The following is a 26863-nucleotide window of genomic DNA, read 5'->3' on the forward strand; positions in this document are numbered from 1 at the left end:
GACAACGGGTCGCATTGGGGCAGATCTGCCGGAGCGCTCTTTCGCCCCTCAAGTTCCAACACGGTGCAAGGCAGGTTACCCAGACAGCGCTGGCGTTACAGGAAGTGCGGATATCTCCAGGTTGCCTTGGGCTCTATCGCCGAAGATACCACAGGCTCATCCTCTAAGCTGCACATGGATGGTGCTACCGGCCGCAAATAGTTGGCTGCAATCGGCACCTGCGAGTGATGTCCGGAACCGATGGTGTGTAGGGCGACGTTCAGAACGCGGATCACGCCGGAAGCTGACACTTTGCCGTCCGGCACGATGGTTGGATCGGGCCTCTCGCGGCTCTCTGCGCGCGAGGGTTCGGTGTGCCCAGCTGCGTCCGGATGCCCTTGGTGTTTTACGGTGCGGGCAGCCGCTACGCGAACCGGACGCGCGTCCGGTTTGTCGCGCAATTCGACCTCTGTCGCGTGCCCCTTGCAAAGACATGAATTTGCAAACGGGGCGAACCACTGAGATGGGCTATTGAGCTCGCCAGCCGGGAACCCGGTTTGATCGTTGCGGTGGCAAGGGCCATCGATGGCCCTTGGCGACGGTTCAACTGGCCTCAACCATGACTAGTAGATCTTGAAGCTTGCCACAAAAGGTAAATGGTCCGAAACACTGCGCCGGAACGCTTCCCGACCCATGTCCATGGTCCAGTGCATGGGGAACAGCCGCAGGCTGCCTTTGATGTAGTCGGTTGAGAAATTGCGACTGACCGCAAACCCATCAAGCAGATTGGCGCGGCCCTTCTCCAGTATGTGCGAGAAGCGATCCTGCAGATCCCAGGATGAGACGAAATCCATCACGTCATCGCCGCCCAGATAGTGGAAGTTGGAGACATCCTGCCCGGGGATCATGTTGAAATCCCCCATGAGAAAGATGGCACGACGTTTCAGGCCCGGCGTCTGGTGGATGCCTGTAATATGCTCGCCAATGGCTTTGCACTGGCTGTCGCGCATCTGCTGGTCCTTGCGGTTGCGGCCGGATTTGAGGTGAACGCCGATCACAATGGCCTTCAGCTTGGCGATCTTCACGTCAACGGCCAGCGCTTGCCTGCCACGCGCGTACGTGCCCTCGGAGCCCTCGATGAAGCGCGGGTTGCTGACCGTGATGCCGGGCTTGTGCAGAAAACCGATGTGAATGTTGCCAGATTTTTGCGGCAGGACGGTGTAGTTGTAGTCCACCCCATATGCCTTGAGCTTGTCGACCAGCGTTTCGATGTAGCCCAGCGGCGAGACCTCCACGAGTGTGACAAACTCCGCATCGAGCAGGGCCAGGCCTTCGGCCTGTTTCTCCGCTTTTTTGGAGCGCGCCGAAATGCCCACAGATCGCCCGGGCAAGGTAAAGCCAGCGAGATTCCACACCGCCGCACGGATAATCGAATGATTGAAATGCGTCATAATACTGTCCTTCGGAAATCGAGGTGACGAGGGCCACCCTTGCGTCAGACTATCATAAAATGCCGTCTCTGACGCGGAGATCCGAAAGCCTGCCCGATCCTGCGCCAGCGGCGCGCGGCTGTACGCCGCCTGATCGTAGCCGGGGCGTGGTATCGCCAGACCATGCTCGATACCGGCCGGCGCTAGTCCCCCGGGCGCCTGAGCTCAAAGACGTCCCGGACCCGGGTGTAGTCGCGGTAGCCCATCCGGCTCAGCGGGTGAAAGCGGGTGACGTCAAAACGGCCTTCCACCAGCGTATCATCGCGGATGTGAACGCCGACCACCTCACCGAAAACGGCATAGTTGCTTTCGCCTTCCAGTTTGATGATCTGTGTCATCCGGCACTCCAGCGAGGCGGGCGCGTTCCCCACCCGGGCGCAGTCGATCTCGCTGCAGGGGGTGGGGGTGATTCCTGCAGTTTCGAACTCGTCCTGTTCCCGGTCCAAGGGCGCCGAGGAGGCGTTCATCGCGTCCCGCATCGCGTATTCCACGATGTTGACGCAGAAGACACCCGTCTCGCGGATGTTGGCCACGCTGTCCTTGGTGTCGCCCCGGTCGGCCTTGGCGCTGGTGGAGGCGAACATGACCTGCGGCGGTACGTACGCTACGGCGTTGAAGAAAGAATAAGGGGCCAAGTTGTTTTGTCCGGCTGCGTCGCGGGTCGAGATCCAGCCGATGGGGCGCGGGCTGACGATGGCATTGAAGGGGCTGTGGGGCAGGCCGTGGCCGTCGGCGGGGCGGTAGAACATGGGGCACTCCGAGATGTTTGCAGCCGGTGTAGCCCATGTGCTAGGCCCCAGCTACCCGAAACCAGCTCCGGTCCCGCGCGCCACCATGTACCACCTGATCCCCGAGCGTGCGCAGGACGTCTATGAGGTCGAGGCGCTCTTTGATCTGAGCTTTGCGCCGGGGCGGGAGGCGCTGTCGTCCTACCGCTTGCGCGATGATGTGGCGCCGGTGGCCGCACTGAATACGGTCGCGAGAGACGCCGATGGGATCCTCGCCGGGGCCGTCCGGTACTGGCCCGTGCTGACCGGGGGGCAGCCGAGCTTGTTGCTGGGGCCGATTGCGGTACATCCGACCCGTCAGGGAGAAGGGCTCGCAGGTCAGCTGATGCGCCATTCGCTGGTTGCAGCCGCGGCGCGCGGCTGGTTGCGTGTCATGCTGGTGGGGGACGCCCCCTACTACCAGCGTTTTGGGTTTACCAGGCTTGATCATGTGGTGATGCCACCGCCCACGAACCCAGAACGTGTGCTGGGCCGGGCACTTGCCGGGGACGCCTGGGTGGGGGTCACGGGCCCTGTCACCCGCTGGCCTGAGGCGCGTGCTTTTCCTGATTGAAAACTGCCGGACGTTCCCCACCTAGAGCGTATAGGCGGAGACCACGGTGGATCCCGGATGGGATGCGCCAAGCTGGCCGGACAGCGTAAAGGGGCGCACATGGAGAACATCACACAGGTGGCGCCGGTCGAACTGGACCGGGAGCTTGACGCGCTGGCAGAGCGCTACGCACGGGCTGGCAGCGGTGCGATCGATGTGCTCAACCTCGTCGGAGGGCGGGCCGAAGGGCTGCTTGACCGGTTGCCGAAACCGGCGCGGACCGGGTTGCAAGATGCAACCCGCCGGGCGTTGGAACAGGCGATGAAGCTGGCGCAGACCAGCCGCGGCGTGGTCCCGGACCAGAGCGGATGGCTCAACCGTGCCGTGGGCACGGCGATGGGGGCTGCGGGCGGCGCGGGTGGCCTGCCGACCGCGCTGGCTGAACTGCCGGTGACGACCACCCTGCTGTTGCGGATCATTCAGGGGGTCGCCGCAGAACACGGGTTCGACCCCACGAGCCAGAGCGTGCAGTTTGATTGCATCGAGGTCTTTGCGTCGGCAGGACCGCTGGAGAAGGACGATGGCGCCGATCTTGGGTTCCTGTCCGCACGCGTGACTCTGACCGGTGCGGCATTGCAGGGCATCATCGCGCGCGTGGCACCACGGCTCGCAACCGTGCTGGGCCAGAAGCTGGCGGCCCAGACCGTTCCGGTTCTGGGTGCCGTGGCGGGCGCGGTGACGAATTACACCTACACCAATTACTACCAGGAAATGGCGCATGTTCATTTCGGATTGCGCAGGCTGGCCATCGACGCGGATGTCCCGTTGAACGATCTGGTGGCGCGCCTGCGTCAGCGTTTGGTGGCGCGCAAGCCCCGCTAGGACAGCTGCGCGCCGAGGGCCGCGGGTGTCGCCCGGCCACTGGACGGTGCCCTTGCTGGGGCGTGCCCTGACCCTAAGGTCGTGCCCGCCGAGGAATGCCAGATCTCGCCGGAGAAATCGGGCGACCAGAGAACCGCCCGCCACTACTCCTGCTGTGCAGGGCGTCTAGCAGGCGAGCGGGTCGGCATCCCCAGGCATTCTGACCTTTGCGACCCGCTCCATTGTGAAAACACCCTTTGTGCGGCATAGTTCCGCCCATGTTTCTCGGGAACGGCCGTATCCACGCGCCGGATAGTGGGACCGGTTGATGATCAAGCAATTGCCCATATCCATTGCCGGGGCGGGCAAGCGCAATCTGCGCACCCAGTTTGCCGCGCTCTGCTACCGGATCCGCAAGAACAAGGTCCGGGTGTTGATGATCACCTCGCGCGGGTCGGGCCGCTGGATCGTGCCCAAGGGCTGGCCGATGGACGGGCGCACGCCCGCCGCCTGCGCCATGCAGGAAGCCTGGGAGGAGGCCGGTGTGCGCGGGACATCGGACGGTCGCTGTCTGGGCATTTTCTCCTACCGCAAGGATGCCGAAGAGTTCGGTGCACTGCCCTGTCTGGCCATGGTCTTTGCGGTGCGGGTTGATACGCTGGCCGATGACTATCCCGAGGCGCACCAGCGGACCCGCCAGTGGATGTCCCGCAAAAAAGCGGCCCAAGTGGTCGATGAGCCGGAGCTTGCGCGCATCCTGCGCGATTTCGACCCACGGGCGACGGCTTGACCCCGGGGGCATCCTGTCCCATCTCATAAAGAGTTGTTAAGGACTTTGGGAAAGACTTCGCCGCATGATTCAATACGCGCTCAGATGCGAAGAAGGTCATGATTTCGACAGCTGGTTTCAGTCTGGCGCTGCATTCGATCAACTCAAGGCAGCGGGCCACGTGTCCTGCGCTGTCTGCGGCTCGGTCGCGGTGGACAAGGCGGTGATGGCACCGCGGGTATCGGTGCCTGCAAAGGTGGAGACGGGCAAAGCGCTCTCCACGCCCGCAACCGCGCAGGAAAAGGCCCTGGCCGACCTGCGCCGCCACGTGGAGAGCAACGCGGACTACGTAGGCCCCCGCTTTGCCGAGGAGGCGCGCTCCATGCATCTGGGCAGTGTGCCCGACCGTGCGATCTACGGCGAGGCCAATGGCGCGGAGGCGCGCAAGCTGATCGAGGACGGCGTGCCGGTCGCACCTTTGCCCTTTGTGCCCAACCGCAAGACGAACTGAGCCTGTGCGGGTCGTGATCACCGGCGCGAGCCGCGGGATTGGCGTGGGGCTTGCCGAGGGGTATGCAGCGCGCGGCGATAGTGTGATCGGCACGACACGCGACGGCCCCCACCCGCTTGACGTGTCGAACCCGGAGCGCCACGCCGCTTTTGCCCGCAGCCTTGAAGGGCAGCCCGTCGATCTGCTGATCTGCAACGCCGGCGTCTACCTCGACAAGGGCGCGCGGCTTGAGGACGGCTACCCCGCTGCGCAGTGGGCCGAAAGTTTCGCCGTGAACGTGACCGGCGTGTTTCTCAGCATTCAGACGCTCTTGCCCAATCTGCGCGCGGCACACGGGCGCATCGCGATCATCTCCTCGCAGATGGCCTCGACCGAGCATGCGCCCGGTGGCAGCTATATTTACCGCGCCTCCAAGGCCGCGGTGCTGAACATTGGCCGCAACCTTGCCAGTGACCTGAAGGCGGACGGCATCGCCGTCGGCATCTACCATCCCGGCTGGGTTCAGACGGATATGGGCGGCAGCGCTGCCGCCATCACCGTTGCGGAATCCGTCCGCGGTCTGATGGCACGGTTCGATGCGCTGGATCCCGGGCGCACCGGTGTCTTTGAGACATGGGATGGCAGGCCACATCCTTATTGAGCGCAGGCGGCCACCGGCGTGGCTTGTGGTTCGGCGCGCCAGCGCGTACACCCGCCGCGATTAACGCAAGGGGCGCGAGATATGCCTGTTCTGGTGATGAAATTCGGTGGCACCTCGGTCGCCACGCTCGACCGTATCCGGCGCGCGGCCAAGCGGGTCGGCGTGGAGGTGGCCAAGGGCTACGACGTGATCGTCATCGTCTCGGCCATGTCCGGCAAGACCAATGAGCTGGTGGGCTGGGTCAGCGAGACATCCCCACTCTATGATGCGCGCGAATACGACGCTGTCGTGTCCTCGGGCGAGAATGTGACCGCCGGGTTGATGGCGTTGACCTTGCAGGAAATGGATGTGCCCGCGCGCAGCTGGCAGGGCTGGCAGGTGCCGGTGCGCACCACTTCTGCCCACGCTTCCGCCCGGATCGAAGAGATCCCCAGCGACAATCTGATGGCCAAGTTTGCCGAAGGCATGCGCGTGGCGGTGGTGGCCGGGTTCCAGGGGATCAGCCCCGAGGGTCGGATCACCACGCTGGGCCGCGGTGGCTCGGACACGACCGCGGTGGCCTTTGCCGCAGCTTTCGAGGCGGAGCGCTGCGATATCTACACTGATGTGGACGGCGTCTATACCACCGACCCGCGCGTCAGCACCAAGGCCCGTAAGCTCGAAAAGATCGCCTTTGAGGAGATGCTGGAACTTGCCAGCCTCGGGGCCAAGGTATTGCAGACACGGTCCGTGGAATTGGCGATGCGCTACAAGGTGCGCCTGCGGGTACTGTCGAGCTTTGAGGAACAATCTGATAACGCGGGCACGCTGGTCTGCGACGAGGAGGATATCATGGAAAGCAATGTGGTGGCCGGTGTGGCCTTTTCGCGTGACGAGGCCAAGATGACATTGGTCAGTGTGGCCGACCGGCCCGGGATCGCGGCGCGCATCTTTACCAGCCTCAGCGATGCCGGGGTGAACGTGGATATGATCGTGCAGAACATCGCCGAAGAAGGCCGCACGGATATGACCTGGTCCTGTCCAACCGATCAGGTGGCGCGGGCGCAAAAGGCGGTCGAGGATGCCAAAGCGGACGGCCAGATCAACTATCACGACGTGATTGCCGATACCGATGTGGCCAAGGTCTCCGTCGTGGGCATCGGCATGCGCAGCCACACGGGCGTGGCCGCCAAGATGTTCCAGGTGCTCAGTGCGGAAGGGATCAATATCCGCGTCATCACCACCTCCGAGATCAAGATTTCGGTGCTCATCGACCGGAAATACATGGAACTCGCCGTGCAGGCGCTGCATGATGCGTTCGAATTGGAAAAGGCTGCCTGATCCGCGACACGCGGACCGCTGCCCGCAGAAGTGGGAGACCCTTTCAGTTGAGCGAGCGTCTTGAGACCGGATCCCGCAAATTGCTGGGGCGTCTTCGGGATGCCATGGCGGGGGATGTGGAGGGCCAGGAGCGGCTCGACAAGATCACCACCCTGATCGCGGACAGCATGAGTTGCGACGTCTGCTCCATCTATCTGTTTCGCGATGAGAATACGCTGGAGCTTTGCGCGACCGAGGGCCTCAACCCGGATGCGGTCCACAAGACCCGCATGAAGCTGGGCGAGGGGCTGGTGGGCCGTGTGGCGCGCGGTCGCCGCGTGGTGAATGAGGCCGATGCGCCGCAGGCCAAAGGGTTCCGCTACATGCCCGAGACGGGCGAGGAGATATTCTCCAGCTTTCTCGGCGTGCCCATCCAGCGGCTGGGGGACGCGCTCGGTGTGCTGGTGGTGCAGTCCAAGACCGCGCGCGAATTCTCCGCCGATGAGGTCTATGCGCTGGAAGTCGTCGCCATGGTGCTGGCAGAGATGACCGAGCTGGGCGCCTTCACCGGCGATGGGGCCGCGATGTCGGCGCGCCATTCGCAACCGGCGATGTTCCGCGGCACGGTGGGACAGGAGGGCGCCGCCGAAGGCCACGTCTGGCTGCACGAGCCGCGGGTGGTGGTCACCAACCCCATCGCCGAGGATCCCGCGCGCGAGCTGGAACGCTTGCGCGAGGCGGTTGAGCAGCTGCGCGTCGGCGTGGACAAGATGATGGAGCTGGCCGGTCAGCAGGACGCGGATCAGCGCCAGGTGCTCGAAGCGTACCGGATGTTCGCCAACTCCAAGGGCTGGATGCGCCGGATGGAGGAGGATGTCGGCAGTGGCCTCTCCGCCGAGGCGGCGGTGGAAAAGGAACAGTCGGTCGCACGTGCCCGCATGGGGCAGGTCACGGATCAGTACCTGCGCGAGAGGCTGAGCGATCTGGATGATCTCAGCAACCGGTTGCTGCGGATCCTGACGGGGCAGGGCAAGGACACCGGTGCCGAGATGCCCGCTGATCCGATCCTGATCGCCCGCAACATTGGTCCGGCGGAACTGCTGGAGTATGGCCGTGCGCTCAAAGGCATTGTGCTGGAGGAAGGCTCCGTTGGCAGCCACGCGGCCATCGTCGCGCGGGCGCTTGCCATTCCGCTTGTCGTCCACGCAGAGCGGGCAACCACCGAGGCGCTGAACGGGGACCACATCCTGATCGACGGCGAACAAGGGATCGTGCACCTGCGCCCCGATGATACGGTGGTCACCGCCTTTCGCGACAAGATCGCGATGCTGGCGGCTGCACAGGAACGCTATGCCTCGATCCGCGATATGCGCGCGGAAACCCCCGATGGTGCCGTTTTGTCGTTGCATATGAATGCGGGGCTGATGGCGGATCTGCCCTCGCTGCCCAGTTCGGGGGCCGAAGGGGTGGGGCTTTTCCGGACGGAGCTGCAGTTTCTGGTGCGCAACCAGATGCCGCGCCGGTCAGAGCTGGTGGCGCTCTACGCCCGGGTGCTGGATGCGGCGGCGGGCAAGCGGGTGATCTTTCGCACGCTGGACATCGGCTCGGACAAGGTGCTGCCCTATATGAAGCCCAATGACGAGCCAAACCCCGCGCTCGGCTGGCGGGCGATCCGGGTCGGGCTGGACAAACCCGGTATCATGCGCATGCAGCTTCAGGCGCTGATCCGCGCAGCCAACGGGCGCCCTTTGACGGTGATGTTCCCCTTCGTGGCGCAGTTCGAGGAATACCGCACGGCGCGCCGGTTGATGGACAAGACCCTCGCCGCCGAGGAACGGCTGGGTCATGTACTGCCTGAAACCGTCGAGATCGGCGCGATGCTCGAAACTCCCAGCCTCGCCTTTGCGCCGATGAAGTTCTTCGAGGAGGTGGATTTCCTCTCTATCGGGGGCAATGACCTCAAGCAGTTCTTCTTTGCCGCCGACCGCGAGAATGAACGCGTGCGGCGGCGCTATGACACGCTGAATGTGTCGTTCCTCAGCTTTATTGAAGGGATCGTCGAGCGCTGCGCCCGCACGGGCACACCCCTGTCCTTTTGCGGCGAGGATGCGGGCCGCCCGGTGGAGGCGATGTGTCTGGCCGCCATCGGTCTGCGCAGCCTGTCCATGCGGCCTGCCTCCATCGGTCCTGTAAAAAGCCTGTTGCGCCGCAGTGATCTCGGCCAGGTCCGCAAGGTGATCGCCGATGCGCGTCACCGCGGCGAGATGTCGGTACGCCCGGCGGTCATGGAGTGGCTCCGCAGCCAGGGCTGACCGCCGCGCATTTCATCGAGAGATCGCCCTCTATTTGCGCAGTTATACGCAATTCCGACCGGATTTTAGGCGTTTCAGCGCAGTTACTGTGCGATCTGCTGCCTTTTATGGCGTCCCGGCGGAACTTGGCTCTTACTCCGGCCAGTCCCAGAAAGGGGCGTGAAATCTGACTGCCGGGGGAGCTGTCAAAATGCATTCGACCTCCTCCCCTTTAGATACAACCGTTGCGGGTTTGTCCGGGGCCGATGCTCCCAGAAAAAGGCTCAAATGCTTTGCCTCATCCGCAGCACAAACAGGGGTCTATACGAACCATGACGTTTAAACTTTCTTCCATGACTGCCGCGGCCTTGCTGGGATCGACCGTCCTGGCGGCGGCGGAATGCGCCGATCCGATCAAGGTCGGCGTGCTGCATTCTTTGTCCGGCACCATGGCCATCTCTGAGACGACGCTGAAAGACACGATGCTGATGCTGATCGAAAAGCAGAACGCCGCCGGTGGCGTGCTGGGCTGCGAGATCGAGGCCGTGGTGGTGGATCCGGCGTCTGACTGGCCGCTTTTCGCTGAGAAAGCACGCGAATTGCTGACCGTGCACGAGGTTGACGTGATCTTTGGCAACTGGACGTCTGTCAGCCGCAAATCGGTGCTGCCGGTGATCGAAGAGCTGAATGGCCTGCTGTTCTACCCGGTGCAGTATGAGGGTGAGGAAAGCTCCAAGAACGTCTTCTACACCGGAGCGGCGCCCAACCAGCAGGCGATCCCGGCGGTGGATTACTTCCTCGAAGAGCTGGGTGTTGAGAAGTTTGCCCTGCTAGGGACCGACTACGTCTACCCGCGCACCACTAACAACATCCTGGAGCAGTATCTGCAGGACAACGGCATAGCAGAGGACGACATTTTTGTGAACTACACGCCGTTCGGCCATTCGGACTGGGCGACCATCGTGTCGGACGTGGTGGCTTTGGGTGAAGACGGCAAGCAAGTGGGCGTTATCTCCACGATCAACGGCGACGCCAACATCGGCTTCTACAAGGAACTTGCAGCGGCAGGCGTGTCGGCGGACGACATCCCCGTGGTGGCGTTCTCCGTGGGCGAAGAAGAGCTTTCGGGCCTCGATACGTCCAACCTCGTGGGCCATCTGGCGGCGTGGAACTACTTCCAGTCCGCCGAGACGGATGCCAACGCCGAATTCATCGCCGCGTGGAAGGATTTCGCAGGCGAGGACCGCGTGACCAACGATCCGATGGAGGCGCATTACATCGGCTTCAACATGTGGGTGAACGCTGTCGAAGCAGCCGAAAGCACCGATGTGGATGCGGTGCGCGACGCCATGTACGGTCAGGAATTCCCGAACCTCACAGGCGGGACGGCGGTCATGTTGCCCAACCACCACCTCGCCAAGCCGGTTCTGATCGGTGAGATCACGGCGGACGGTCAGTTCGACATCATCTCGCAGACCGCAGAGGTGCCGGGCGATGCCTGGACGGATTTCCTGCCCGCCTCCAAGATCCTGAAATCGGATTGGCAGGAACTGGGCTGCGGCATGTACAACGTGGAAACCAACACCTGCGTGCAGCTGACGTCCAACTACTGACATCAGATGTCGGGTCCGGCACGCACCGGGCCCGACGCCTTCCCCAAGGCGATTGACGTCCTTCCCCCGAAAGCCTCCTGATATGCGCGCGATTTTCCTGGCCTTTGCGGTGCTCTGCGGCACCTGCATTAAGGTGCAGGCCCAAGACCTGCAGCCGCTTTTGCAAACCCACGCAGAAGAAGTTGCGAAACCGTCCCGGCGCAGTGTCGGTGTGATGCTCGACGATCTGGTAGCCTCCGGTCTGCCTCAGGTCCCGCGGTTTCTGGAGCAGTGGGCTGGCCGCAGCGTATGGCAGGGCCCTGACGGCGTTTTCTTTTTCGGTACCGAGGACGGCGATACGCTGGTGCTGGAGGACGTGGACAGCGGCGAGACCCGCACGGTGCCAGACGATGGCTACACCCAGTTGCGGCCCAACGGCGGCGTGCGGCGCGTGATCGGCACGGCGCTGGTGCAGTTCCAGCTGGCAGACCCGGATATCGCGCGGCGTCAGTCCGCCGTGGAATCCATCGCGCGGCGCCCCGCAGCGGATCAGCTGGCGCCGCTGGTGGCGTCCATCGACGGTGAGGCGGACGAAGAACTGCGCGCGCGCAAAATACAACTGGCAAACTTCCTGACCGCGCGCTTTGGCGAAACGGCAGAAGCGCGGATCGAGGCGATCAATTCGTTGGCGGCTGATACCTCGGTGGAGGCGCGCAGTGTCCTCAACCAGATCCTGACGCGCGATACGGGTGTCGCCTCAACCGAGCCAGAAGGAAACATCGCGCGTATCCTCGACCCGATGGAGGCGCCGGATGACTTCTATGCCGAGTTGGTAGAAGCAGGCTTCGCCCCTGCCCAGACCGGTCCCGCGACCATTCGTGCTGCACTGGAGGCGAATATCGACGGTGGGACCGTGGGTGGTGTACCGCTGGCGCAGCTGAGCACCGATGCCGCGCGTGAACGGGCCTACGCCGCGCTCGCACGCGACGGGCTGGCGCCGCCGCTGGTGACGCAGACGACCCGCGATGCGGCTCTCGCGGCGTTCGTGTTCTACGAGCTTTATGATGAGGACAATGCGGCGATTACCGAGGCCGCAGAGGCCGCGCTCGCCTCGGTCGAGCAGCGCGTGGCATTCGCCCAAGCGGCGGATCTGGCGCTCGATGGGTTGTCGTTGGCGTCGATCTACTTTCTGGCCGCCATCGGTCTGGCCATCACCTTCGGTGTAATGGGCGTCATCAACATGGCGCATGGCGAATTCATCATGATGGGCGCCTACACCGGCTACGTGATCCAGTTGTTCATCCCGGACTACACCATTGCCATCCTTGTCGCTCTGCCGGTGGCCTTTGCGGTGACCTTTGCCGCAGGTGTCACGATGGAGCGGCTGGTGATCCGCCATCTTTATCACCGCCCGTTGGAGACGCTGCTGGCCACCTTCGGGATCTCCATCGCATTGCAGCAGTTGGCCAAGAATATCTTTGGCACACAGGCCCGGCCTCTGACCTCGCCCGACTGGCTGAGCGGGGCCTGGGTGATCTCTGACGTCATCCAGATCAGCTATATCCGAATCGCGATCTTCGTCTTGGCGCTGTTGTTTCTGGCGCTCATCCTCTTCGTGCTCAAACGCACCCGGCTGGGTCTGGAGGTGCGCGCGGTCACCCAGAACCCCGGGATGGCAGCGAGCATGGGCATCAACCCGGACCGCATCAATATGCTGACCTTCGGTTTGGGTTCCGGTATCGCTGGCATCGCGGGGGTGGCGATTGGTCTATACGCCAAGGTGACCTCCGAGATGGGCGCGGATTATATCGTGCAGAGCTTCATGACCGTGGTGGTGGGCGGTGTCGGCAATGTCTGGGGCACGCTCGCGGGTGCCTCGCTGATCGGCTTTTTGCAAAAGGGGATCGAGTGGCTGAACCCCTCGAACACGCTTGCGGCGCAGACCTACATGATCCTCTTCATCATTCTTTTCATCCAGTTCCGACCCAAGGGCATCGTCGCGCTCAAGGGCCGGGCGGCGGCGGACTGATCCATGCGGCAAGGCTTCCTCTACCAAAATCCCTCCGTGCTGTGGTTCCTCGCAGCCCTCGGCTTGTTCACCGTCTCGGTCGTGATGCTGTCGGAGGTCACGGGCGTGGCCGTCGTCTCCACCTCCTTCGTCAAGACCTTGGGTAAGACACTGTGCCTGTGCCTCGTGGCCATCGCGATGGATGTGGTCTGGGGGTACTGCGGGATCCTCAGCCTCGGACATTTCGCGTTCTTCGGCATTGGGGGCTACGCCATCGGCATGTGGCTGATGTACGCGCGCACGGAGATGATCGTGCTCGGTAGCCTCGAAGGTCAGGTGATCCCACCGACCCCGCAGGAAGTATCAGATGCCATCGGCAACCAGATCTTCGGGGTCGTGGGCAGTTCTGAGTTCCCGCTGATCTGGGCCTTTGCCGACAGCCTGTTTCTGCAATTGCTGATGGTCGTACTGGTGCCGGGATTGCTGGCGCTGGTCTTTGGCTGGCTGGCCTTTCGCAGCCGTGTGACGGGCGTCTATCTGTCGATCCTGACGCAGGCGATGACGCTGGCGCTGTCGCTATACCTGTTTCAGAACGACAGCGGGTTGCGCGGTAACAACGGCCTGTCGGGTCTGCAGAATATTCCGGGCTTCGAGGCGACCTCACAGGCCGCCATATCGGTCGTGTTCTTTGTCGCCTCGGCGGTGGCACTCGGTGCGGGCTACGTGTTCTTTGCCTGGGTCGTCTCCGGTAAGATGGGCAGCGTGATCAAGGGCATCCGCGATAACGAGGCGCGTGTGCGCTTTCTGGGCTACCATGTGGAGAGCTACAAGCTCTTCGTCTTCACCATCACGGCCGTTGTCTCTGGCCTTGCGGGTGCGCTCTATTACCCGCAGGCGGGCATCATCAATCCCGGGGAAATCGCGCCCATCGCGTCGATCTATCTGGCCGTTTGGGTCGCCATCGGCGGGCGCGGCAGGCTTTACGGTGCCGTTATCGGTGCGGCTTTTGTCTCTCTGCTGTCCAGCTGGTTCACGGGTGGCGGCGCGCCGGACATCCCGCTGGGCTTCTACACCATCCAATGGACCGATTGGTGGCTGGTGCTCTTGGGCGTGTCCTTTGTCGCCGTGACGCTGTTTTTCCCCAAGGGGATCGGCGGGCTCTTTGACTATCTGGTGAGGAAGCCCTGATGGCGATGCTGCTTGAGGTCTCCGGCGTGTCGGTCAGTTTCGACGGATTCCGCGCGATCAACAACCTGTCGATCAATTTCGCGGAGCCGGAGCTGCGGGCAATCATCGGGCCCAATGGCGCGGGCAAGACGACTTTTATGGACATCGTCACCGGCAAGACCAAACCGGATGAAGGCACTGTGATCTGGGGCGAACGGAATATCTCTCTGCTGGGGATGTCGGAGAGCCAGATCGCCATGGAGGGGATCGGGCGCAAGTTCCAGAAACCCACGGTTTTCGAGGCGCAGACCGTGCGGCAGAACCTGGCCCTGGCGCTGCACAACCCGCGCGGTCCCTTTGCCGTGCTGACGCACCGCAGGACCGCCAAGAATGCCGCCCGGATTGAGGCCATCGCCGATGAAATCGGCCTGACGGGCAGCCTCACCCGCACAGCGGGAGAGCTCAGCCACGGGCAGAAGCAATGGCTGGAGATCGGGATGCTGCTGGCGCAGGAACCGCGGCTGCTGCTGGTGGATGAGCCCGCGGCGGGTATGACGGTAGAAGAGCGCGAAAAGACGACCGATATTCTGCGCCGTGCCGCCAAGACTCGCGCCGTGGTGGTGGTGGAGCATGACATGGAGTTCGTGCGCCGCCTGGGCTGTAAGGTCACCGTGTTGCACGAAGGCTCGGTTCTGGCGGAGGGGAGCCTCGATCACGTGACCTCCAACCAGACGGTGATCGACGTCTATCTGGGGCGTGCCCATGCTTGAGGTTGCATCGCTCGACCTGCACTACGGGCAGAGCCAGATCCTCTATGGTGTGTCGCTCTCGGCAGCGGTGGGCGAGATCACCGCGCTGATGGGCAACAACGGGGCTGGCAAGACGAGCCTGCTGAAGGCCATCGCCGGGCGGCATCCGGCCTCCGCGCGTACGCTCCGGGTGGGGGGCGACACCGTGGCGCTGAGCACGGCCTATCATGCGGCGCGCGCGGGCATCGCCTACGTGCCGCAGGGCCGCGAGGTCTTTCCGATGATGAGCGTGCTGGAAAACCTGGAGACGGGCTTTGCCTGCCTGCCCAAGGCCGACCGCGAGATACCGTCTTTCGTTTACGATCTCTTTCCGGTCCTGCGCGACATGCAGAACCGGCGTGGGGGAGATCTCTCCGGCGGGCAACAGCAGCAGCTTGCCATCGCCCGCGCCCTGATCACCCGGCCCCGGGTCCTGCTGCTGGATGAACCCACGGAAGGCATTCAGCCCAACGTGATCCAGCAGATCGGCGACGCGCTGGCGCAGCTGCGCGCGGGCGGCGAGATGGCGATCGTGCTGGTGGAACAGAACGCCGACTTTGCCTATCGTCTTGGCGATCGTTTCACCGTGATCGAAGGCGGGCGGGTCAAGCGTCGCGCCGCCAAGGCTGACTATGGCAAAGATCAGCTGATGGCGGATCTGGCGCTCTGAACCGCCGCAGGTTTGCAACGGTGGCCTGCCGCGCTTGCCATTCCGCTCCTGCTGCACCGTGGATGACGCCGGGGCAGGCCGCTTTGTGATGTGACACAACCCCCGAGCGTGCTACCTTGCCGGGTGGCGGCGCAGGATCGCACAGCAACAACATGGAGGAATACCCAAATGGCAATCTCCCTTAATCTCAACGGACAGACCCACAGCGTGGAGGCGGACCCGGATACGCCCCTGCTCTGGGTGATCCGCGATGAACTGAAGATGACCGGCACCAAGTTCGGTTGTGGCGTGGCATCCTGCGGGGCCTGTACCGTGCATTTGAACGGCGAGCCGGTGCGGTCGTGTCAGACCTATCTTGGCGATGTGGAAGACGCGGAAATCACCACCATCGAGGCCATCGGCGAGGACCGGATCGGTGCAGCACTCCAGCAGGCCTGGGTGGAGCTCGATGTGGTGCAATGCGGCTACTGCCAGTCGGGTCAGATCATGTCTGCCGTGGGCTTGCTGGCCGAGAACCCCAAGCCCTCCGCCGAAGAGATCGACAGCTACATGCACGGCAACGCCTGCCGGTGTGCCACCTACCAACGCATCCGCGCCGGAATTGAGCGCGCGTCCGAGATCCTGGAGGCTTGATATGACATTGACCACATCCCGCCGCGGTTTTCTCGCCGCGACTGCCGCCACCGGTGCCGTGCTCTTCGTCGGGCTGCGCCCGGGCGGTGCCATGGCCGCTGCTGCGACTGACACCTCGTTGAACCCTTTCGTTCGGATTGACGCCGACGGGCGCGTCACCGCCATCATCAAACACGTGGAGATGGGGCAGGGCCCCAGCACCGGCCTCGCCACGCTCATCGCCGAGGAACTGGGCATGCGCATGGACCAGATGGCCTATGACTTCGCGCCCTCCAATCCGCAGGTGTATAACAACCTGCTCTTTGGCCCCATGCAGGGCACCGGCGGCTCCACCGCCATGGCCAACTCGTTTGAGCAATACCGCCGCGCAGGGGCCGCGGCGCGCGAGATGCTGATCGCCGCCGCCGCGCAAGAATGGGGGGTCGATGCAGGATCGCTGGACATCGTGGATGGCAGGATCACCGGTGCCGGGCAAGACGCCTCCATCGGTGATTTCGTCGCTGCGGCCAGTGCGCTTGACGCCCCCGCAGAGCCGCGGCTGAAGGAAGCGTCAGAGTTCCGGCTGATCGGCAACGCTGACGTGCGCAGGCTCGATAGTGCGGCCAAAGGCAATGGTACGGCGAAATTTGCCATCGACACATATCTGCCGAATCAGATGGTGGTGATGATCGCCCGTCCCGCGCAGCGCGGTGCCACAGCGACGGACTTCGATGACAGCGCCGCCACAGAGGTTGCGGGCTTTATTCGTGCCGCCCTTCTGCCCAATGCCGCCGGTGTCGCGGTCTACGCGGAAAACACCTGGTCCGCGATGCAGGCGCGCGATGCGCTTGATGTGACCTGGGACACGAGCGCGGCGGAGACCCGCAGTTCGGAAGACATCCGGGATGAGATCATGGTCGCGCTTGATGCCGAGCCAACCTATAACGTCACGGGAGCAGACCGCGCCGCGACTGATGCGGCACTGGCCGAGGCCGATCAGGTGGTGGAACAGACGTTCTATTTTCCGCTGCTGGCCCATGCCGCACTTGAGCCGCTGAACTGCACCATCGAGCAGACGGAAGACGGCCGCGTTGTCTTGCATGACGGCACGCAGATCCCCACACTTGTGCACGGCGCTCTGGCGCAGATCCTCGAGATGCCGATGGAGCAGATCGAGATCAACACCGTGCTGGCGGGCGGCTCCTTCGGGCGGCGGGCCACACCGCAGGCGGACTACCAGTCCGAGGCGGCGATGGCGTTTGCCATGACGGACCGGTCGCGCCCGGTAAAGCTCGTCTATTCGCGCGAGGACGACATGCGCGCGGGCTACTACCGCCCTGCCTTTGGCCACAAGATCCGCGTGGGGCTCGATGCGGGGGGTCAGATCACGGGCTGGGATCACCGTATCGCCGGTCAACCCGTCATCAAGGGCACCCCTTTTGAGGCAGCCTTTGTGAAGGACGGCGTCGACCATAGCTCGGTCGAGGGGACATCGGACACGCCCTACCGCATCCCGGGGGCTGTTTTTGGCCTGACGGACATCGAAAAGGCGACGACGACGCTCTGGTGGCGTGCGGTGGGGCATACCCATACTGCCTACGCGATGGAAGTGATGATGGATATGGTCGCACGCGCTGCGGGCGCTGATCCGGTAGCGTACCGGCTGCAGTATCTGGATGCCGATGGTGCCGATCAGGCGCGCATGGCTGGTGTGCTGCGCCTTGCCGCGGAAAAGGCCGGTTGGGGCAACCCGCAGGATGGTCGCGCGCAGGGTGTGGCGGTGCACAAGTCTTTTGGCAGCTACGTGGCCGAAGTCGTCGAGGTTTCGGGCACACCAGAGGACGGCATCCGCATTGAAAAAGTGACCTGCGCCGTTGATTGTGGCATCGCCGTCAACCCCGACACCGTCAAGGCCCAGATGGAAGGCGGGATCGGCTACGGCATCGGTCATAACATGCGCGACCAGATCACACTGACCGACGGTGTCGTGGATCAGTACAACTATCCCGACTACGAACCCTTGCGCATCGGCGATATCGGCGAGATCGAGGTGCATGTGGTACCCTCGACTGCCCCGCCCAGCGGCGCGGGCGAGCCGGGCACACCGCCCGCAGCACCCGCGCTGGCCAATGCCATCGCCGCGGTGAGCGATCTGCGCATCGGCAGCCTGCCCATGGACGAGGCGGGGGTCAGCTTTGCCTGATCGTGGCTGAGCCCCGGGCGCATCCCGCGTCCGTAATCAGCGGTTGCCCGGGCGCCGGGCACCGCTATCTGCTGGGAATGGCTGAACGCTCCCCAGATCCCCGTCCGCTCGCTGTTCCTGCCAGCCGCCTCGCGCGGCTGGGCCGTCTTGGCTCGCTGACGGCGGGGGTGGCGGGTAACATGGCGCTCAACGGGTTGGCTCAGGTGGGGCAGGGGCAGCGGCCCTCCATGCGCAATCTGCTGCTCACCCCGCGCAACATCGGGAAGGTCGCCGACCAGCTTGCGCAGATGCGGGGGGCTGCGATGAAGATGGGGCAGCTCATCTCCATGGATACCGGCGATGTGCTGCCGCCGGAGCTTGCGCAGATCATGGCGCGGCTTCGGGACGACGCACACATCATGCCGCCTGCGCAATTGAAACAGGTGCTCAATACCGAATGGCCAAAGGATTGGCTGCGCGCTTTTAAGAGGTTTGACGTGCGCCCGATTGCGGCGGCGTCCATCGGGCAGGTTCACCGGGCGGAGACGAAGGACGGGCGGGAACTGGCCATCAAGGTGCAGTATCCGGGTGTTAGCCGCAGCATTGATAGCGATGTGTCAAACGTGGGCGCGATCATCCGGATGTCCGGCCTGCTGCCCAAGGGGTTCGAGCTGGGCCCATATCTTGAGGATGCCAAGCGTCAGCTTCATGCGGAGACGGATTATATGGCCGAGGGCGCGCAGATGAACCGCTTTGCCGATCTGCTGCGCGAGATGCCGGAGTTCGTGGTGCCCGCGCTGCAGAGCGACTGGACCACCCCTCAGATCCTCGTGATGAGCTTTGAGGCGGGCGCGCCCATAGAGGACGCCGCCACCGAATGCCAGGAGATGCGCGACCGGATCGCCACCCGGATGATAGATCTCACGCTGCGCGAGCTTTTTGAGTTCGGCCATATGCAGACCGATCCCAACTTTGCCAATTACAGATACCGGGCCGAGACGGGGCAGATCGTGCTGCTGGACTTCGGGGCTGCCGGTGAGATCGAACCTGTCGTGGTCGACCAGTATCGGCGCCTGATGCAGGCGGGGCTGGCGCAGGAGGCCGGTGCATTGACGGGGCTTCTCGACGAGATCGGCCTGACGGGTGCCCAGACGGTCGAGGCGCACAGGGCGCAGATCCTGCGCATGATCGGCATGGTTTTTGAGGCGCTGCAGCAAAGTCCGGTCTATGACTTCTCGGACAACAGCCTGTCGCAGCGGATGCAGCGCGAAGGAATGGCACTTGCCGAGGCAGGGTTCGTGCCGCCGCCCCTGCCGATGGGCTACCTGCTGGTGCAGCGCAAGCTGGGTGGTGTGTTTCTGCTGGCCGCGCGGTTGCGGGCGCGGGTGGATGTGCTGGCACTGCTGGAGCGATATCTGGGCAGACCCGAGGGCCCTGCAGATGGATCTTGATCCGCAGTGGGAATTTGTCACCGACGGCGTGATGGGCGGTTTTTCGCATGGAGCACTGTCACAGGAGACGGTGATGGGTCGGGCGGCGACCGTTCTGCGCGGAGAGGTGTCGCTGGAGAACGACGGCGGGTTTATCCAGATGGCTTTCGATCTTGAGCCGGACGGTGGTGTCTTTGATGCCTCGGCATGGCAGGGTCTTGAGCTTGATGTGCTGGGCGACGGTCAGCGGTATGACCTGAGGCTGCGCACCGATCAGCTCAGCCGTCCCTGGCAGTCTTTCCGCACCGGTTTTGCCGCCAGGCCCGATTGGACGCATCACAGGCTGCCGTTCGTTGAATTGGTGGCGCATAAGACGAAGGCCGTGTTCGATCCGTCACGGCTGCGCCGCATCGGTCTGCTGGCGATTGGCGCGCCGGGACCGGTGGAACTGGCTGTGGCGCGGATCGGCTTTTTCCGCTGACGCGTCGCAGGCTTGCTGGGCAGATGCTTGGATCGGTGACCTGAACAGGGCGCAAGCCCCCTCACCTCCATCGAGGAGGATCGGTGGCTGCCCGGCCTGAGGGCCGGGGGAGACATCTTTCGGCGGTTGGGCCGATGCTCCGGGGTCAGGATCCGCTGTTCCTGCGCAGATCCTCCTTGTGATTGGTGCGATCTGACAGGCTGGGGGTACATCAGGGATGGGCCTGGAGCCTAGTCCCTTGCCCCCGGCATGGATGACGGCAGGGGATCGGGGAGGGGGGATGTCCCGCCGTAGAGCGGCAGCGTTTCGCGCCGCAGGGTGATGTGACCTTCGGCCTGCATCTTGAGGCAGTGGCCGGCGATTTCTTCCAGGGGGGCGAACCAGGCATCGCCTGTTTCCATCATCTCCTCGATCATCCGCTCGATCCTTTGCCACCGCGACAGGCGACCCGACACGAAAGGGTGCCAGACACCGATCCATAGCCCGCCACCGGCCATGCGCATGGCGTTGAACTCGGCCATGAAGATCTCCATCGCGCGATCCGGCGACATGATCTGAAACATGTAGTCCAGATCGATCGAATGGACGTAGGGCGGCCAATCGTCGGTCGTCCAGCTGACGGGCAGTTCCACCAGATCGCCCTGCTGCGGCGCCAGCACGTAAGGCACATCATCGCCCATGAGCGAGCTGTCATAGAGAAACCCTTCCTCCGCGAGAAAGCCGGGCGTGTGCTGGGACATGTTGTAGAGCGGCGAGCGGTTGCCGCGCGGGCGCTTGCCGGTGAAGCGTTCGATCACCTCGATGGAGCGCTGCATCCAGTAGCGTTCTTCGTCGGGTTGCAGCGCGTTGGGGGCCTCATGGATATAGCCGTGAAAGCCGATCTCGTGACCGGCCTCCACGATTCCCTCGACGGCCTTGGGGTGTTGTTCGATGCACCACGCAGGCACAAAGAACGTCTGGGTCAGCCCAAAGCGCCGGTAGCCATCGAGGATCCGCGGAATCGCGACCTCCGGCCCGTAGCGCAGCATGGACAGCGACGACAGGTAGTTGACGCCAGCCTTGCCCTTTTCAATGTGGATGAGACTGTCGGCGTCCATGTCAAAACTGATGGCGACAGCCACCTTGGCGCCGTTCGGCCAGGGGATGGGGTTTGCGATCATGGTGTCCTCATAGCATGACGGCCCCGCCGGAGGGGCAAATGGTTTGTCCGGTCATAAAACTGCCGCCGGGTCCGGAGAGAAAGACCGCGGCTGCCGCAATCTCCTCCGGTCTGGCAATGCGGCCCAGGGGGTTTTGCGTCTCCAGCGCGAGGGCCTCGGGTGACATGGTCTGCGCCGAGAGCATTGCCGTATCGGTCGGGCCGGGGGCGATGGCATTGACCAGAACATCGGGTGCAAACTCCCGCGCCAGCGCGCGGGTCAGCCCGATCACACCGGCCTTGGACGCACAGTAGCCCGCGAACCCTGCCCGGCCCAGATGTGCGAGCTCGGACGCGATGAGGATTAGCCGACCGTGTTTCTGCGCGGCCATGCCGATCAGGGCGGCGCGTGCCACGAGAAAGGAGCCGCGCAGGTTCACCGCGATCTGCAGGTCGAATGTGTCCAGATCCGCCTCCAAAGTCGGCGCTTCGATCAGGATGCCGGCAGCGTTGATCACGATGTCCTGCGGGCCGGCTTTGTCAAAGAGCGTTGTGACCGCCTGCGGGTCGCTGATCTCAGTGGTGAAAACAGCACCGTTGAGAGGTTCCGGCGGCGCGATATCGACACAGGTGACCTTGGCGCCCGCCTCCGCCAGCGCCACGGCGCAGGCACGCCCGATGCCACGGGCGGCTCCGGTGACCAGCGCGCGCTTGCCACGCAGCGCGCTCATTGCATCAGCTCCCCGCGGTCGACGGTCCAGGCCTGGCCCGTGATGTTACGTGCCGCGGCAGAGGCGAGAAAGAGGTAGATGTCGGCCATATCCTGCGGCGTCATCAAGCCGGGAAGGGCCTGTGCGCCGGTGATTTCAGCCAGCAGATCGTCTTCGGCGCGTCCGTTGCGTGTCGCCATCGCGGTGAGCGAGCGCAGGGATGCCTCCGTGCGCACCCAGCCTGGGCAGACCGCGTTGACAGAGATCCCGCGCGGGGCCAGTTCCAGCGCGAGGCTGCGGGTGAGCCCGATGACCGCGTGCTTGGAGGCGCAATAGGCCGAGAACTCCGCCACCGCCGTCTTGCCCCACATGGAGGCCGTGTTGACGATCCGTGCCCCGTCCCTGAGATGCGGCAGCAACGTTCGGATGACGGTGAAGGTGCCGATGATGTTGATCTCGGTGATCCGGCGAAACATCGTGTCGACCTCACTGCCCGGATCGTCAATCGGCGTGATCCGTTCAAGCCCGGCGTTGTTGATCAGAACATCAATGGGCCGGTCGATCGCGTTCAGCATCAACGGGGCCTCCGGTGCCGCGATATCACACGTCATGCCCATGACCGGGCGGCCAAATTCCTGTGACCAGTCAGCCGCCACGTCGGCCACGTCTTCCTCCAGCCCGATCACCGTCAGGGTGGCACCTGCTGCGAGGAACCCGCGCGCGACACCTGCGCCAAGCCCCATATTGCCGCCGGTGATCACCACGTGCCGGCCGGTGAAATCGTAGCTAGGCGACATCAGCCTTGCTCCCTTCATGGTGCTCTTGCCGCAGCACGGTCTGGATGCGTTTGCGCAGATCCAGAAAGGCGGGCTGGTCACGGGTTTCTGTGTCGCGCGCAGCGGGCGGTAGCAGCGTGCTCACGTCGATGTCCTCGATCACCCGGGCGGGGCGCGCGGAAAAGACCAGCGTCCGGTGGGCCAGCAGGATTGCCTCCTCGACATCATGGGTCACGAAGATCGTCGTCTTGCCCTCTGTCCGATTGATGCGCATCAGCTGGGTTTGCAGATGCTCGCGCGTCAGCGCATCCAGCGCGCCAAAGGGCTCGTCCATCAGCAGCACATCCGGATCCGCGGCCAGCGTGCGTGCAATCGCCACGCGCTGGCGCATACCGCCCGAGATGCGGCTGGTGTAGCTGTCCTCGAACCCCGTCAGCCCCACAAGGTCTATCAGCCGCGCGATCTGGTCTGCTTGCTCGGACCGGCTGATACCGGGGCGGTAGCGCAGGCCTGCGCGGATATTGCCCGCAACCGTCAGCCAGGGGAAGGCCGCGTAGGATTGAAAGACCATGCCGCGTCGCCGGTCCGGACCACCCAGCGGTTGGCCGTCCAACAGGATCTGCCCTGTGGTCGGCCGCTCCAGCCCGCCGACCATACGCATCAGTGTGGTCTTGCCGCAGCCCGAGGGGCCGAGAAAGGTCACGATCTCTCCCTGCACGATATGGAGGCTGAGCGGTGCCACCGCCTCGACATCTCCCGTGGCAGTGCGGAAGGTCTTGGAGACATCCTGGAGCGACAGATACGACATGCTCAGCGATCCAGATAGACGAAAGCGCGGCGGTGCAGCAGCCGGAACGCCTGATCCGTCAACAGGCCGATGATGCCGATGGCAATGATCCCCGCCATGACCTCCGGTGTCTTAACGAAACGCCGCAGCGACCAGATCACGTGCCCCACCCCCGAGGATGCGGCGACGATCTCTGCGATGATCAGATACGTCCAGCACCAGCCCAGCGTGATGCGCAGGTTATCGACCATGTTGGGCAGAGCCGCAGGGCAGATGATGTCGCGCATGACCTGCCATTGGTTGGCGCCAAGGGTCAAGCCCGATTCGATGTATTCGCGCGGCACCCGTTTGGTATCCTCGTTGATGAGCAGGACGAGCTGAAAGAACGTGCCCATCCATAGCACCGCGATCTTGGAGGCTTCGCCGACGCCAAACCAGATGATCAGCAGCGGCACCAGAGCCGGTACCGGCAGATAGCGAATGAAGTCGATGAAAGGTTCAAAGAACGCGCCGATGGCCCGATAGCTCGACATCAACAGGCCCAGCGGCACGGCGATGATCACGGCGAGAAAGAACGCAAACCACACCCTGCCCACGGAGATCGCAATATCCCCCGCGAAGCCCGCTTCGGTAAAGAGCCGCCAGAAGGCCGCCAGCACCGCGCCGGGCGTTGGCAGGAATTGCGGTTTTATCCAACCGGAGACCGCCACCAACTGCCAGACAACGAGAAAAGTGACGAGCCCCGCGACCCCCAGCGTCACCTCCTGACGCCGGGGGATGGCCGTGCGAAAGCTGAGCATCGGGTGTGCTCAGCGTGTCTTGCCGTCAAAGAGATCTGGCAGCAGGGATCCGTCGATGTAGGGCGCGTACTCCAGCGGCGCATCCTGCAGCTCGAGCGAGATATTGATGTCGTTGAAGCTGTCCAAGACGTCGCGCAGTTTGCCATCGCCAGCCGCGGGCATGTAGTTCAGCGTTTCCTCGTAAGTGGTGTATTTCACGCCCGCCAGCGCCTCTTTCATCTCGGCTGCCGGCACGTTGAACTCTGGCGCGGAGATCGCGATGAAGTCGTCGGGATCTTCCATATAGTCATCGATGGCCCGGTAGATGCCGCGCAGGAACTTTGCGTATTTCTCGGGGTTCTCGGTGTAGTCGTCCGTGCGCACGATGATGACATCGGTGATCAGCCCTTCGTAATCCGCGGAGGACAGCAGCACCTTGGATCCGTCCCGTGAGGTGTTGTTGACGATCTGGCTTAGCATCGGCTCCCAGGTGGCGACGGCAGCGATGCTGTCATCCTCGAAAACGGCGATGGAATCGTCGGTGTTGATAAGGCGCATGTCCATATCCGATATGGATTTGCCGATCTCGTTCAGCGCGAATTGCGTCAGCACCGTGCCCGGGTGGTTGATCTCGCCCGCGAAGGTCTTGCCCACCAGATCTTCCACCGTCTCGATGCCCGGACCGGCCACCACGCCGTCTGCCCCGATGGAGATGTCGATGGTACCGATGATGGTGCCGGAGGTCTCGGGCGTGCGCGGGCGCGCCATGCTCTCGCCGATGGTGCGCATTGTGCAGTCGATGGCGCCTGTCTCCAGCGCGGGCAGCACGTTGGCGCGGTCGTTGTCAAAGGCCCATGTGACAGTCAGATCCTCTTGGGCGAAGTATCCCTTTTCGTCGGCCACAAAAACCGGTGCAAAGCCGAACCAGAACGGAAAGACGCAGGAGATGGTATCCTGCGCCCGAGCCGTACCCGCAGGTAATGCCAGTATCAAAGTGCCCGCCGCAAAGGTCAGGCCGCGTGTCAGTCTCAAAAGCATGTGAAATCCCCTCGTATCCCTGTCCGTCAGGCTAGCGAACATTCGTCAAAGCGTGCAGCGGCATCTCGAGGTCTGGAAGGGTGCTCGGCAGGTTTGCCCATTTACTGGACACCGCTGCCGGATTTTATGGCACTACGCGGCTGCGCTCAGGTCGCGAAGCGTTCCGCAAGCAGGCACAGGATCTCATAGCTGAGCGCGGCCCCCGCCAGCGACGTGACGGTGCCGTTATCCAGCGGCGGGGAGACTTCCACCAGATCCGCACCGACATACTGGAGCCCGCGCAGACCACGCAGCAGCACCTGCGCCTGATGGGTGGTCATGCCGCCGATCTCCGGCGTGCCGGTGCCGGGGGCGTAAACCGGATCGAGGCTGTCGATGTCAAAGCTGAGATAGACGGCGCGGTCCCCCACCAGCGCCCGCGCCTCTTCGGCGATGGCCTGGGGGCCACGGTCGTGGAGTTCTTCGCAGAAGACCACCCGCATGCCGCAGCTTTCGGAATAGTCCCAGCCTTCGGCGGCGTTCTGGGTGCCCCGGATGCCGATCTGGATGGTGGCTGTGGGGTCGATCAGCCCTTCCTCCACCGCGCGGCGAAAGGGGGCGCCGTGGTTGAACTTCGATCCCTGAAAGCTGTCCCATGTGTCGGTATGCGCATCCACGTGAATGAGGGCGACGGGTCCGCCTGTAGCTACAGCACGCAAAAGCGGCAGGCTGACCGAATGATCGCCGCCGATCCCGAGGGGCAGCACCTTCGCCGCAACCAGATCGCCCGAAAACCGCGCGATGGCCTCATGCGTGGCCTCAATGTCAAACATGGACTCGAACGGCACGTCGCCCATGTCGCGGACCCGGGCAAGTGCAAAGGGGTCCACGCGGGTCGCGTGATTGACCGCGCGGATCAGCGAGGACTGGTTGCGGATCTCCCGGGGGCCGTGACGCGCACCGGGGCGGTTCGTCAATGCGCCATCGTATGGAATGCCGAAGATCCCGATATCCGCATCCGTGATCGCCTCAGCCAAAGGCGCGCGCATGAAGGTGGCAAGCTCCGCAAAGCGCGGCGCGAAGCGATCAGGCGCGGCGGGCGGACGAAAGCTCATTCCGCGATGTCCTCGGCCCAGAGCTCGGGCTGTTCGGTGATGAAGCGTTTCATCAGCGCGATGCAATCGGGGTCTTGGGCGATGATCACCTCGACGCTGCGGCTGCGCAGGAAGTCTTCGTTGCCGCCGAAATTCACCGTGTCGCCGATCACCACCCGGGGGATGCCGAACTGGATGATCGTGCCCGAACACATCATGCAGGGGCTCAGCGAGGTATAGAGCGTCGTGTCGCGGTAGGTCTTTTGCCGGCCTGCCTTGCGCAGCGCGTCCATCTCGCCGTGCGCAATGGGGTCGCCGCCCTGCACCCGCTGGTTGCGGCCCTGGCTGACGACCTCGCCGCCGCGCGCCAGCACCGACCCGATGGGGCAGCCGCCCTCGTCGAACCCGGCCTTGGCCTCATTGTAGGCGATGTGCAGCAGCCGTGCATCCGTATCGGTCAGCATGAAAGTCT

General features: G+C 63.6%; 26 protein-coding genes. 16 read left to right on the forward strand and 10 right to left on the reverse strand.

The features are described from left to right. Positions 1-602: 602 nt before the first annotated feature. On the reverse strand, positions 603-1430 hold the full coding sequence (locus tag Q1A53_RS04645; RefSeq protein ID WP_299963423.1) for a GMP synthase: 828 nt from the start codon (positions 1428-1430) through the stop codon (positions 603-605). A gap of 182 nt (positions 1431-1612) precedes the next feature. Next, a complete protein-coding gene (locus tag Q1A53_RS04650) occupies positions 1613-2218 on the reverse strand; it encodes a flavin reductase family protein (protein WP_299963425.1) in 606 nt (201 codons plus the stop codon). Positions 2219-2303: 85 nt separating this feature from the next. Between Q1A53_RS04650 and Q1A53_RS04655 the strand changes: the two genes are divergently transcribed. From Q1A53_RS04655 to Q1A53_RS04730, 16 genes are all read left to right on the forward strand, one after another. Further along, the gene (locus Q1A53_RS04655; RefSeq protein ID WP_299964438.1) at positions 2304-2810 is read left to right on the forward strand and encodes an N-acetyltransferase; all 507 of its coding nucleotides are present in this window, start codon (positions 2304-2306) and stop codon (positions 2808-2810) included. Between the two features lie 99 nt (positions 2811-2909). Continuing rightward, positions 2910-3671 (forward strand): EcsC family protein, encoded by a 762-nt coding sequence (locus Q1A53_RS04660; protein WP_299963427.1) that lies wholly within the window; start codon positions 2910-2912, stop codon positions 3669-3671. 307 nt (positions 3672-3978) lie between these two features. Next, positions 3979-4440, forward strand: coding sequence for an NUDIX hydrolase (locus Q1A53_RS04665; RefSeq protein WP_299963429.1), 462 nt, complete (start codon positions 3979-3981; stop codon positions 4438-4440). Positions 4441-4504: 64 nt separating this feature from the next. Then, on the forward strand, positions 4505-4930 hold the full coding sequence (locus tag Q1A53_RS04670; RefSeq protein ID WP_299963431.1) for a DUF1178 family protein: 426 nt from the start codon (positions 4505-4507) through the stop codon (positions 4928-4930). Between the two features lie 4 nt (positions 4931-4934). Then, a complete protein-coding gene (locus Q1A53_RS04675; RefSeq protein ID WP_299963433.1) occupies positions 4935-5570 on the forward strand; it encodes an SDR family oxidoreductase in 636 nt (211 codons plus the stop codon). 81 nt (positions 5571-5651) lie between these two features. Next, positions 5652-6890 (forward strand): aspartate kinase, encoded by a 1239-nt coding sequence (locus Q1A53_RS04680; protein ID WP_299963435.1) that lies wholly within the window; start codon positions 5652-5654, stop codon positions 6888-6890. A gap of 47 nt (positions 6891-6937) precedes the next feature. Then, entirely contained in the window at positions 6938-9181 is a 2244-nt protein-coding gene (ptsP, locus tag Q1A53_RS04685) for a phosphoenolpyruvate--protein phosphotransferase (protein WP_299963437.1), read from the forward strand. Positions 9182-9492: 311 nt separating this feature from the next. Continuing rightward, positions 9493-10773 carry an urea ABC transporter substrate-binding protein gene (urtA, locus tag Q1A53_RS04690; RefSeq protein WP_299963439.1) on the forward strand — a complete coding sequence of 427 codons (1281 nt, stop codon included), beginning with the start codon at positions 9493-9495 and terminating at the stop codon, positions 10771-10773. Between the two features lie 82 nt (positions 10774-10855). Beyond that, entirely contained in the window at positions 10856-12781 is a 1926-nt protein-coding gene (gene urtB, locus Q1A53_RS04695) for an urea ABC transporter permease subunit UrtB (protein WP_299963441.1), read from the forward strand. 3 nt (positions 12782-12784) lie between these two features. After that, positions 12785-13948, forward strand: coding sequence for an urea ABC transporter permease subunit UrtC (gene urtC / locus Q1A53_RS04700; protein WP_299963443.1), 1164 nt, complete (start codon positions 12785-12787; stop codon positions 13946-13948). Further along, a complete protein-coding gene (urtD, locus tag Q1A53_RS04705) occupies positions 13948-14697 on the forward strand; it encodes an urea ABC transporter ATP-binding protein UrtD (protein ID WP_299963445.1) in 750 nt (249 codons plus the stop codon). The genes urtC and urtD overlap by 1 nt, the downstream gene beginning before the upstream one ends. Next, positions 14690-15385, forward strand: a complete 696-nt coding sequence (urtE, locus tag Q1A53_RS04710; RefSeq protein WP_299963446.1) for an urea ABC transporter ATP-binding subunit UrtE — start codon at positions 14690-14692, stop codon at positions 15383-15385. Before urtD ends, urtE begins: the two co-directional genes overlap by 8 nt. Before the next feature lie 168 nt (positions 15386-15553). Next, positions 15554-16018 (forward strand): (2Fe-2S)-binding protein, encoded by a 465-nt coding sequence (locus Q1A53_RS04715; RefSeq protein WP_299963448.1) that lies wholly within the window; start codon positions 15554-15556, stop codon positions 16016-16018. A 1-nt stretch (position 16019) separates the two neighbouring features. Further along, the gene (locus tag Q1A53_RS04720; protein ID WP_299963450.1) at positions 16020-18200 is read left to right on the forward strand and encodes a molybdopterin cofactor-binding domain-containing protein; all 2181 of its coding nucleotides are present in this window, start codon (positions 16020-16022) and stop codon (positions 18198-18200) included. Positions 18201-18277: 77 nt separating this feature from the next. Continuing rightward, a complete protein-coding gene (locus Q1A53_RS04725) occupies positions 18278-19630 on the forward strand; it encodes an AarF/ABC1/UbiB kinase family protein (protein ID WP_299963453.1) in 1353 nt (450 codons plus the stop codon). Continuing rightward, on the forward strand, positions 19620-20090 hold the full coding sequence (locus tag Q1A53_RS04730) for a CIA30 family protein (RefSeq protein ID WP_299963455.1): 471 nt from the start codon (positions 19620-19622) through the stop codon (positions 20088-20090). The genes Q1A53_RS04725 and Q1A53_RS04730 overlap by 11 nt, the downstream gene beginning before the upstream one ends. A gap of 230 nt (positions 20091-20320) precedes the next feature. On the opposite strand, the gene Q1A53_RS04735 is transcribed toward Q1A53_RS04730, so the two are convergent. The 8 genes from Q1A53_RS04735 to Q1A53_RS04770 all read right to left on the reverse strand — a co-directional run bounded on the left by Q1A53_RS04735 (position 20321) and on the right by Q1A53_RS04770 (position 26855). Further along, positions 20321-21250, reverse strand: a complete 930-nt coding sequence (locus Q1A53_RS04735) for a polysaccharide deacetylase (protein WP_299963457.1) — start codon at positions 21248-21250, stop codon at positions 20321-20323. A 7-nt stretch (positions 21251-21257) separates the two neighbouring features. Next, positions 21258-21959: an SDR family oxidoreductase gene (locus Q1A53_RS04740; RefSeq protein WP_299963459.1), complete on the reverse strand. Its 702-nt coding sequence runs from the start codon at positions 21957-21959 to the stop codon at positions 21258-21260. After that, complete coding sequence (locus Q1A53_RS04745) at positions 21956-22735, reverse strand: SDR family oxidoreductase (RefSeq protein WP_299963461.1); 780 nt, start codon at positions 22733-22735, stop codon at positions 21956-21958. The genes Q1A53_RS04740 and Q1A53_RS04745 overlap by 4 nt, the downstream gene beginning before the upstream one ends. After that, positions 22725-23522: an ABC transporter ATP-binding protein gene (locus Q1A53_RS04750; protein ID WP_299963463.1), complete on the reverse strand. Its 798-nt coding sequence runs from the start codon at positions 23520-23522 to the stop codon at positions 22725-22727. The genes Q1A53_RS04745 and Q1A53_RS04750 overlap by 11 nt, the downstream gene beginning before the upstream one ends. 2 nt (positions 23523-23524) lie before the next feature. Continuing rightward, on the reverse strand, positions 23525-24301 hold the full coding sequence (locus Q1A53_RS04755; protein WP_299963465.1) for an ABC transporter permease: 777 nt from the start codon (positions 24299-24301) through the stop codon (positions 23525-23527). Between the two features lie 9 nt (positions 24302-24310). Beyond that, positions 24311-25318, reverse strand: a complete 1008-nt coding sequence (locus Q1A53_RS04760) for an ABC transporter substrate-binding protein (protein WP_299963467.1) — start codon at positions 25316-25318, stop codon at positions 24311-24313. Between the two features lie 146 nt (positions 25319-25464). Beyond that, on the reverse strand, positions 25465-26412 hold the full coding sequence (speB, locus tag Q1A53_RS04765; protein ID WP_299963469.1) for an agmatinase: 948 nt from the start codon (positions 26410-26412) through the stop codon (positions 25465-25467). Continuing rightward, positions 26409-26855: a nucleoside deaminase gene (locus Q1A53_RS04770; RefSeq protein ID WP_299963471.1), complete on the reverse strand. Its 447-nt coding sequence runs from the start codon at positions 26853-26855 to the stop codon at positions 26409-26411. Before Q1A53_RS04770 ends, speB begins: the two co-directional genes overlap by 4 nt. Between the last annotated feature and the right edge of the window lie 8 nt (positions 26856-26863).

The organism is uncultured Roseobacter sp., assembly GCF_947496515.1.
Lineage (GTDB): Bacteria > Pseudomonadota > Alphaproteobacteria > Rhodobacterales > Rhodobacteraceae > Roseobacter.

Coding starts and splice junctions, on each gene's coding strand:
- Q1A53_RS04655 (WP_299964438.1), top strand. CDS start 2,304: ATGTACCACCTGATCCCCGAGCGTGCGCAGGACGTCTATGAGGTCGAG.
- Q1A53_RS04735 (WP_299963457.1), bottom strand. CDS start 21,250: ATGATCGCAAACCCCATCCCCTGGCCGAACGGCGCCAAGGTGGCTGTC.
- urtD (WP_299963445.1), top strand. CDS start 13,948: ATGGCGATGCTGCTTGAGGTCTCCGGCGTGTCGGTCAGTTTCGACGGA.
- Q1A53_RS04650 (WP_299963425.1), bottom strand. CDS start 2,218: ATGTTCTACCGCCCCGCCGACGGCCACGGCCTGCCCCACAGCCCCTTC.
- Q1A53_RS04660 (WP_299963427.1), top strand. CDS start 2,910: ATGGAGAACATCACACAGGTGGCGCCGGTCGAACTGGACCGGGAGCTT.
- Q1A53_RS04760 (WP_299963467.1), bottom strand. CDS start 25,318: ATGCTTTTGAGACTGACACGCGGCCTGACCTTTGCGGCGGGCACTTTG.
- Q1A53_RS04670 (WP_299963431.1), top strand. CDS start 4,505: ATGATTCAATACGCGCTCAGATGCGAAGAAGGTCATGATTTCGACAGC.
- Q1A53_RS04770 (WP_299963471.1), bottom strand. CDS start 26,855: ATGCTGACCGATACGGATGCACGGCTGCTGCACATCGCCTACAATGAG.
- urtB (WP_299963441.1), top strand. CDS start 10,856: ATGCGCGCGATTTTCCTGGCCTTTGCGGTGCTCTGCGGCACCTGCATT.
- urtE (WP_299963446.1), top strand. CDS start 14,690: ATGCTTGAGGTTGCATCGCTCGACCTGCACTACGGGCAGAGCCAGATC.
- Q1A53_RS04665 (WP_299963429.1), top strand. CDS start 3,979: ATGATCAAGCAATTGCCCATATCCATTGCCGGGGCGGGCAAGCGCAAT.
- Q1A53_RS04750 (WP_299963463.1), bottom strand. CDS start 23,522: ATGTCGTATCTGTCGCTCCAGGATGTCTCCAAGACCTTCCGCACTGCC.
- urtC (WP_299963443.1), top strand. CDS start 12,785: ATGCGGCAAGGCTTCCTCTACCAAAATCCCTCCGTGCTGTGGTTCCTC.
- Q1A53_RS04745 (WP_299963461.1), bottom strand. CDS start 22,735: ATGTCGCCTAGCTACGATTTCACCGGCCGGCACGTGGTGATCACCGGC.
- speB (WP_299963469.1), bottom strand. CDS start 26,412: ATGAGCTTTCGTCCGCCCGCCGCGCCTGATCGCTTCGCGCCGCGCTTT.
- Q1A53_RS04755 (WP_299963465.1), bottom strand. CDS start 24,301: ATGCTCAGCTTTCGCACGGCCATCCCCCGGCGTCAGGAGGTGACGCTG.
- Q1A53_RS04720 (WP_299963450.1), top strand. CDS start 16,020: ATGACATTGACCACATCCCGCCGCGGTTTTCTCGCCGCGACTGCCGCC.
- urtA (WP_299963439.1), top strand. CDS start 9,493: ATGACGTTTAAACTTTCTTCCATGACTGCCGCGGCCTTGCTGGGATCG.
- Q1A53_RS04645 (WP_299963423.1), bottom strand. CDS start 1,430: ATGACGCATTTCAATCATTCGATTATCCGTGCGGCGGTGTGGAATCTC.
- Q1A53_RS04740 (WP_299963459.1), bottom strand. CDS start 21,959: ATGAGCGCGCTGCGTGGCAAGCGCGCGCTGGTCACCGGAGCCGCCCGT.
- Q1A53_RS04680 (WP_299963435.1), top strand. CDS start 5,652: ATGCCTGTTCTGGTGATGAAATTCGGTGGCACCTCGGTCGCCACGCTC.
- Q1A53_RS04725 (WP_299963453.1), top strand. CDS start 18,278: ATGGCTGAACGCTCCCCAGATCCCCGTCCGCTCGCTGTTCCTGCCAGC.
- Q1A53_RS04730 (WP_299963455.1), top strand. CDS start 19,620: ATGGATCTTGATCCGCAGTGGGAATTTGTCACCGACGGCGTGATGGGC.
- Q1A53_RS04715 (WP_299963448.1), top strand. CDS start 15,554: ATGGCAATCTCCCTTAATCTCAACGGACAGACCCACAGCGTGGAGGCG.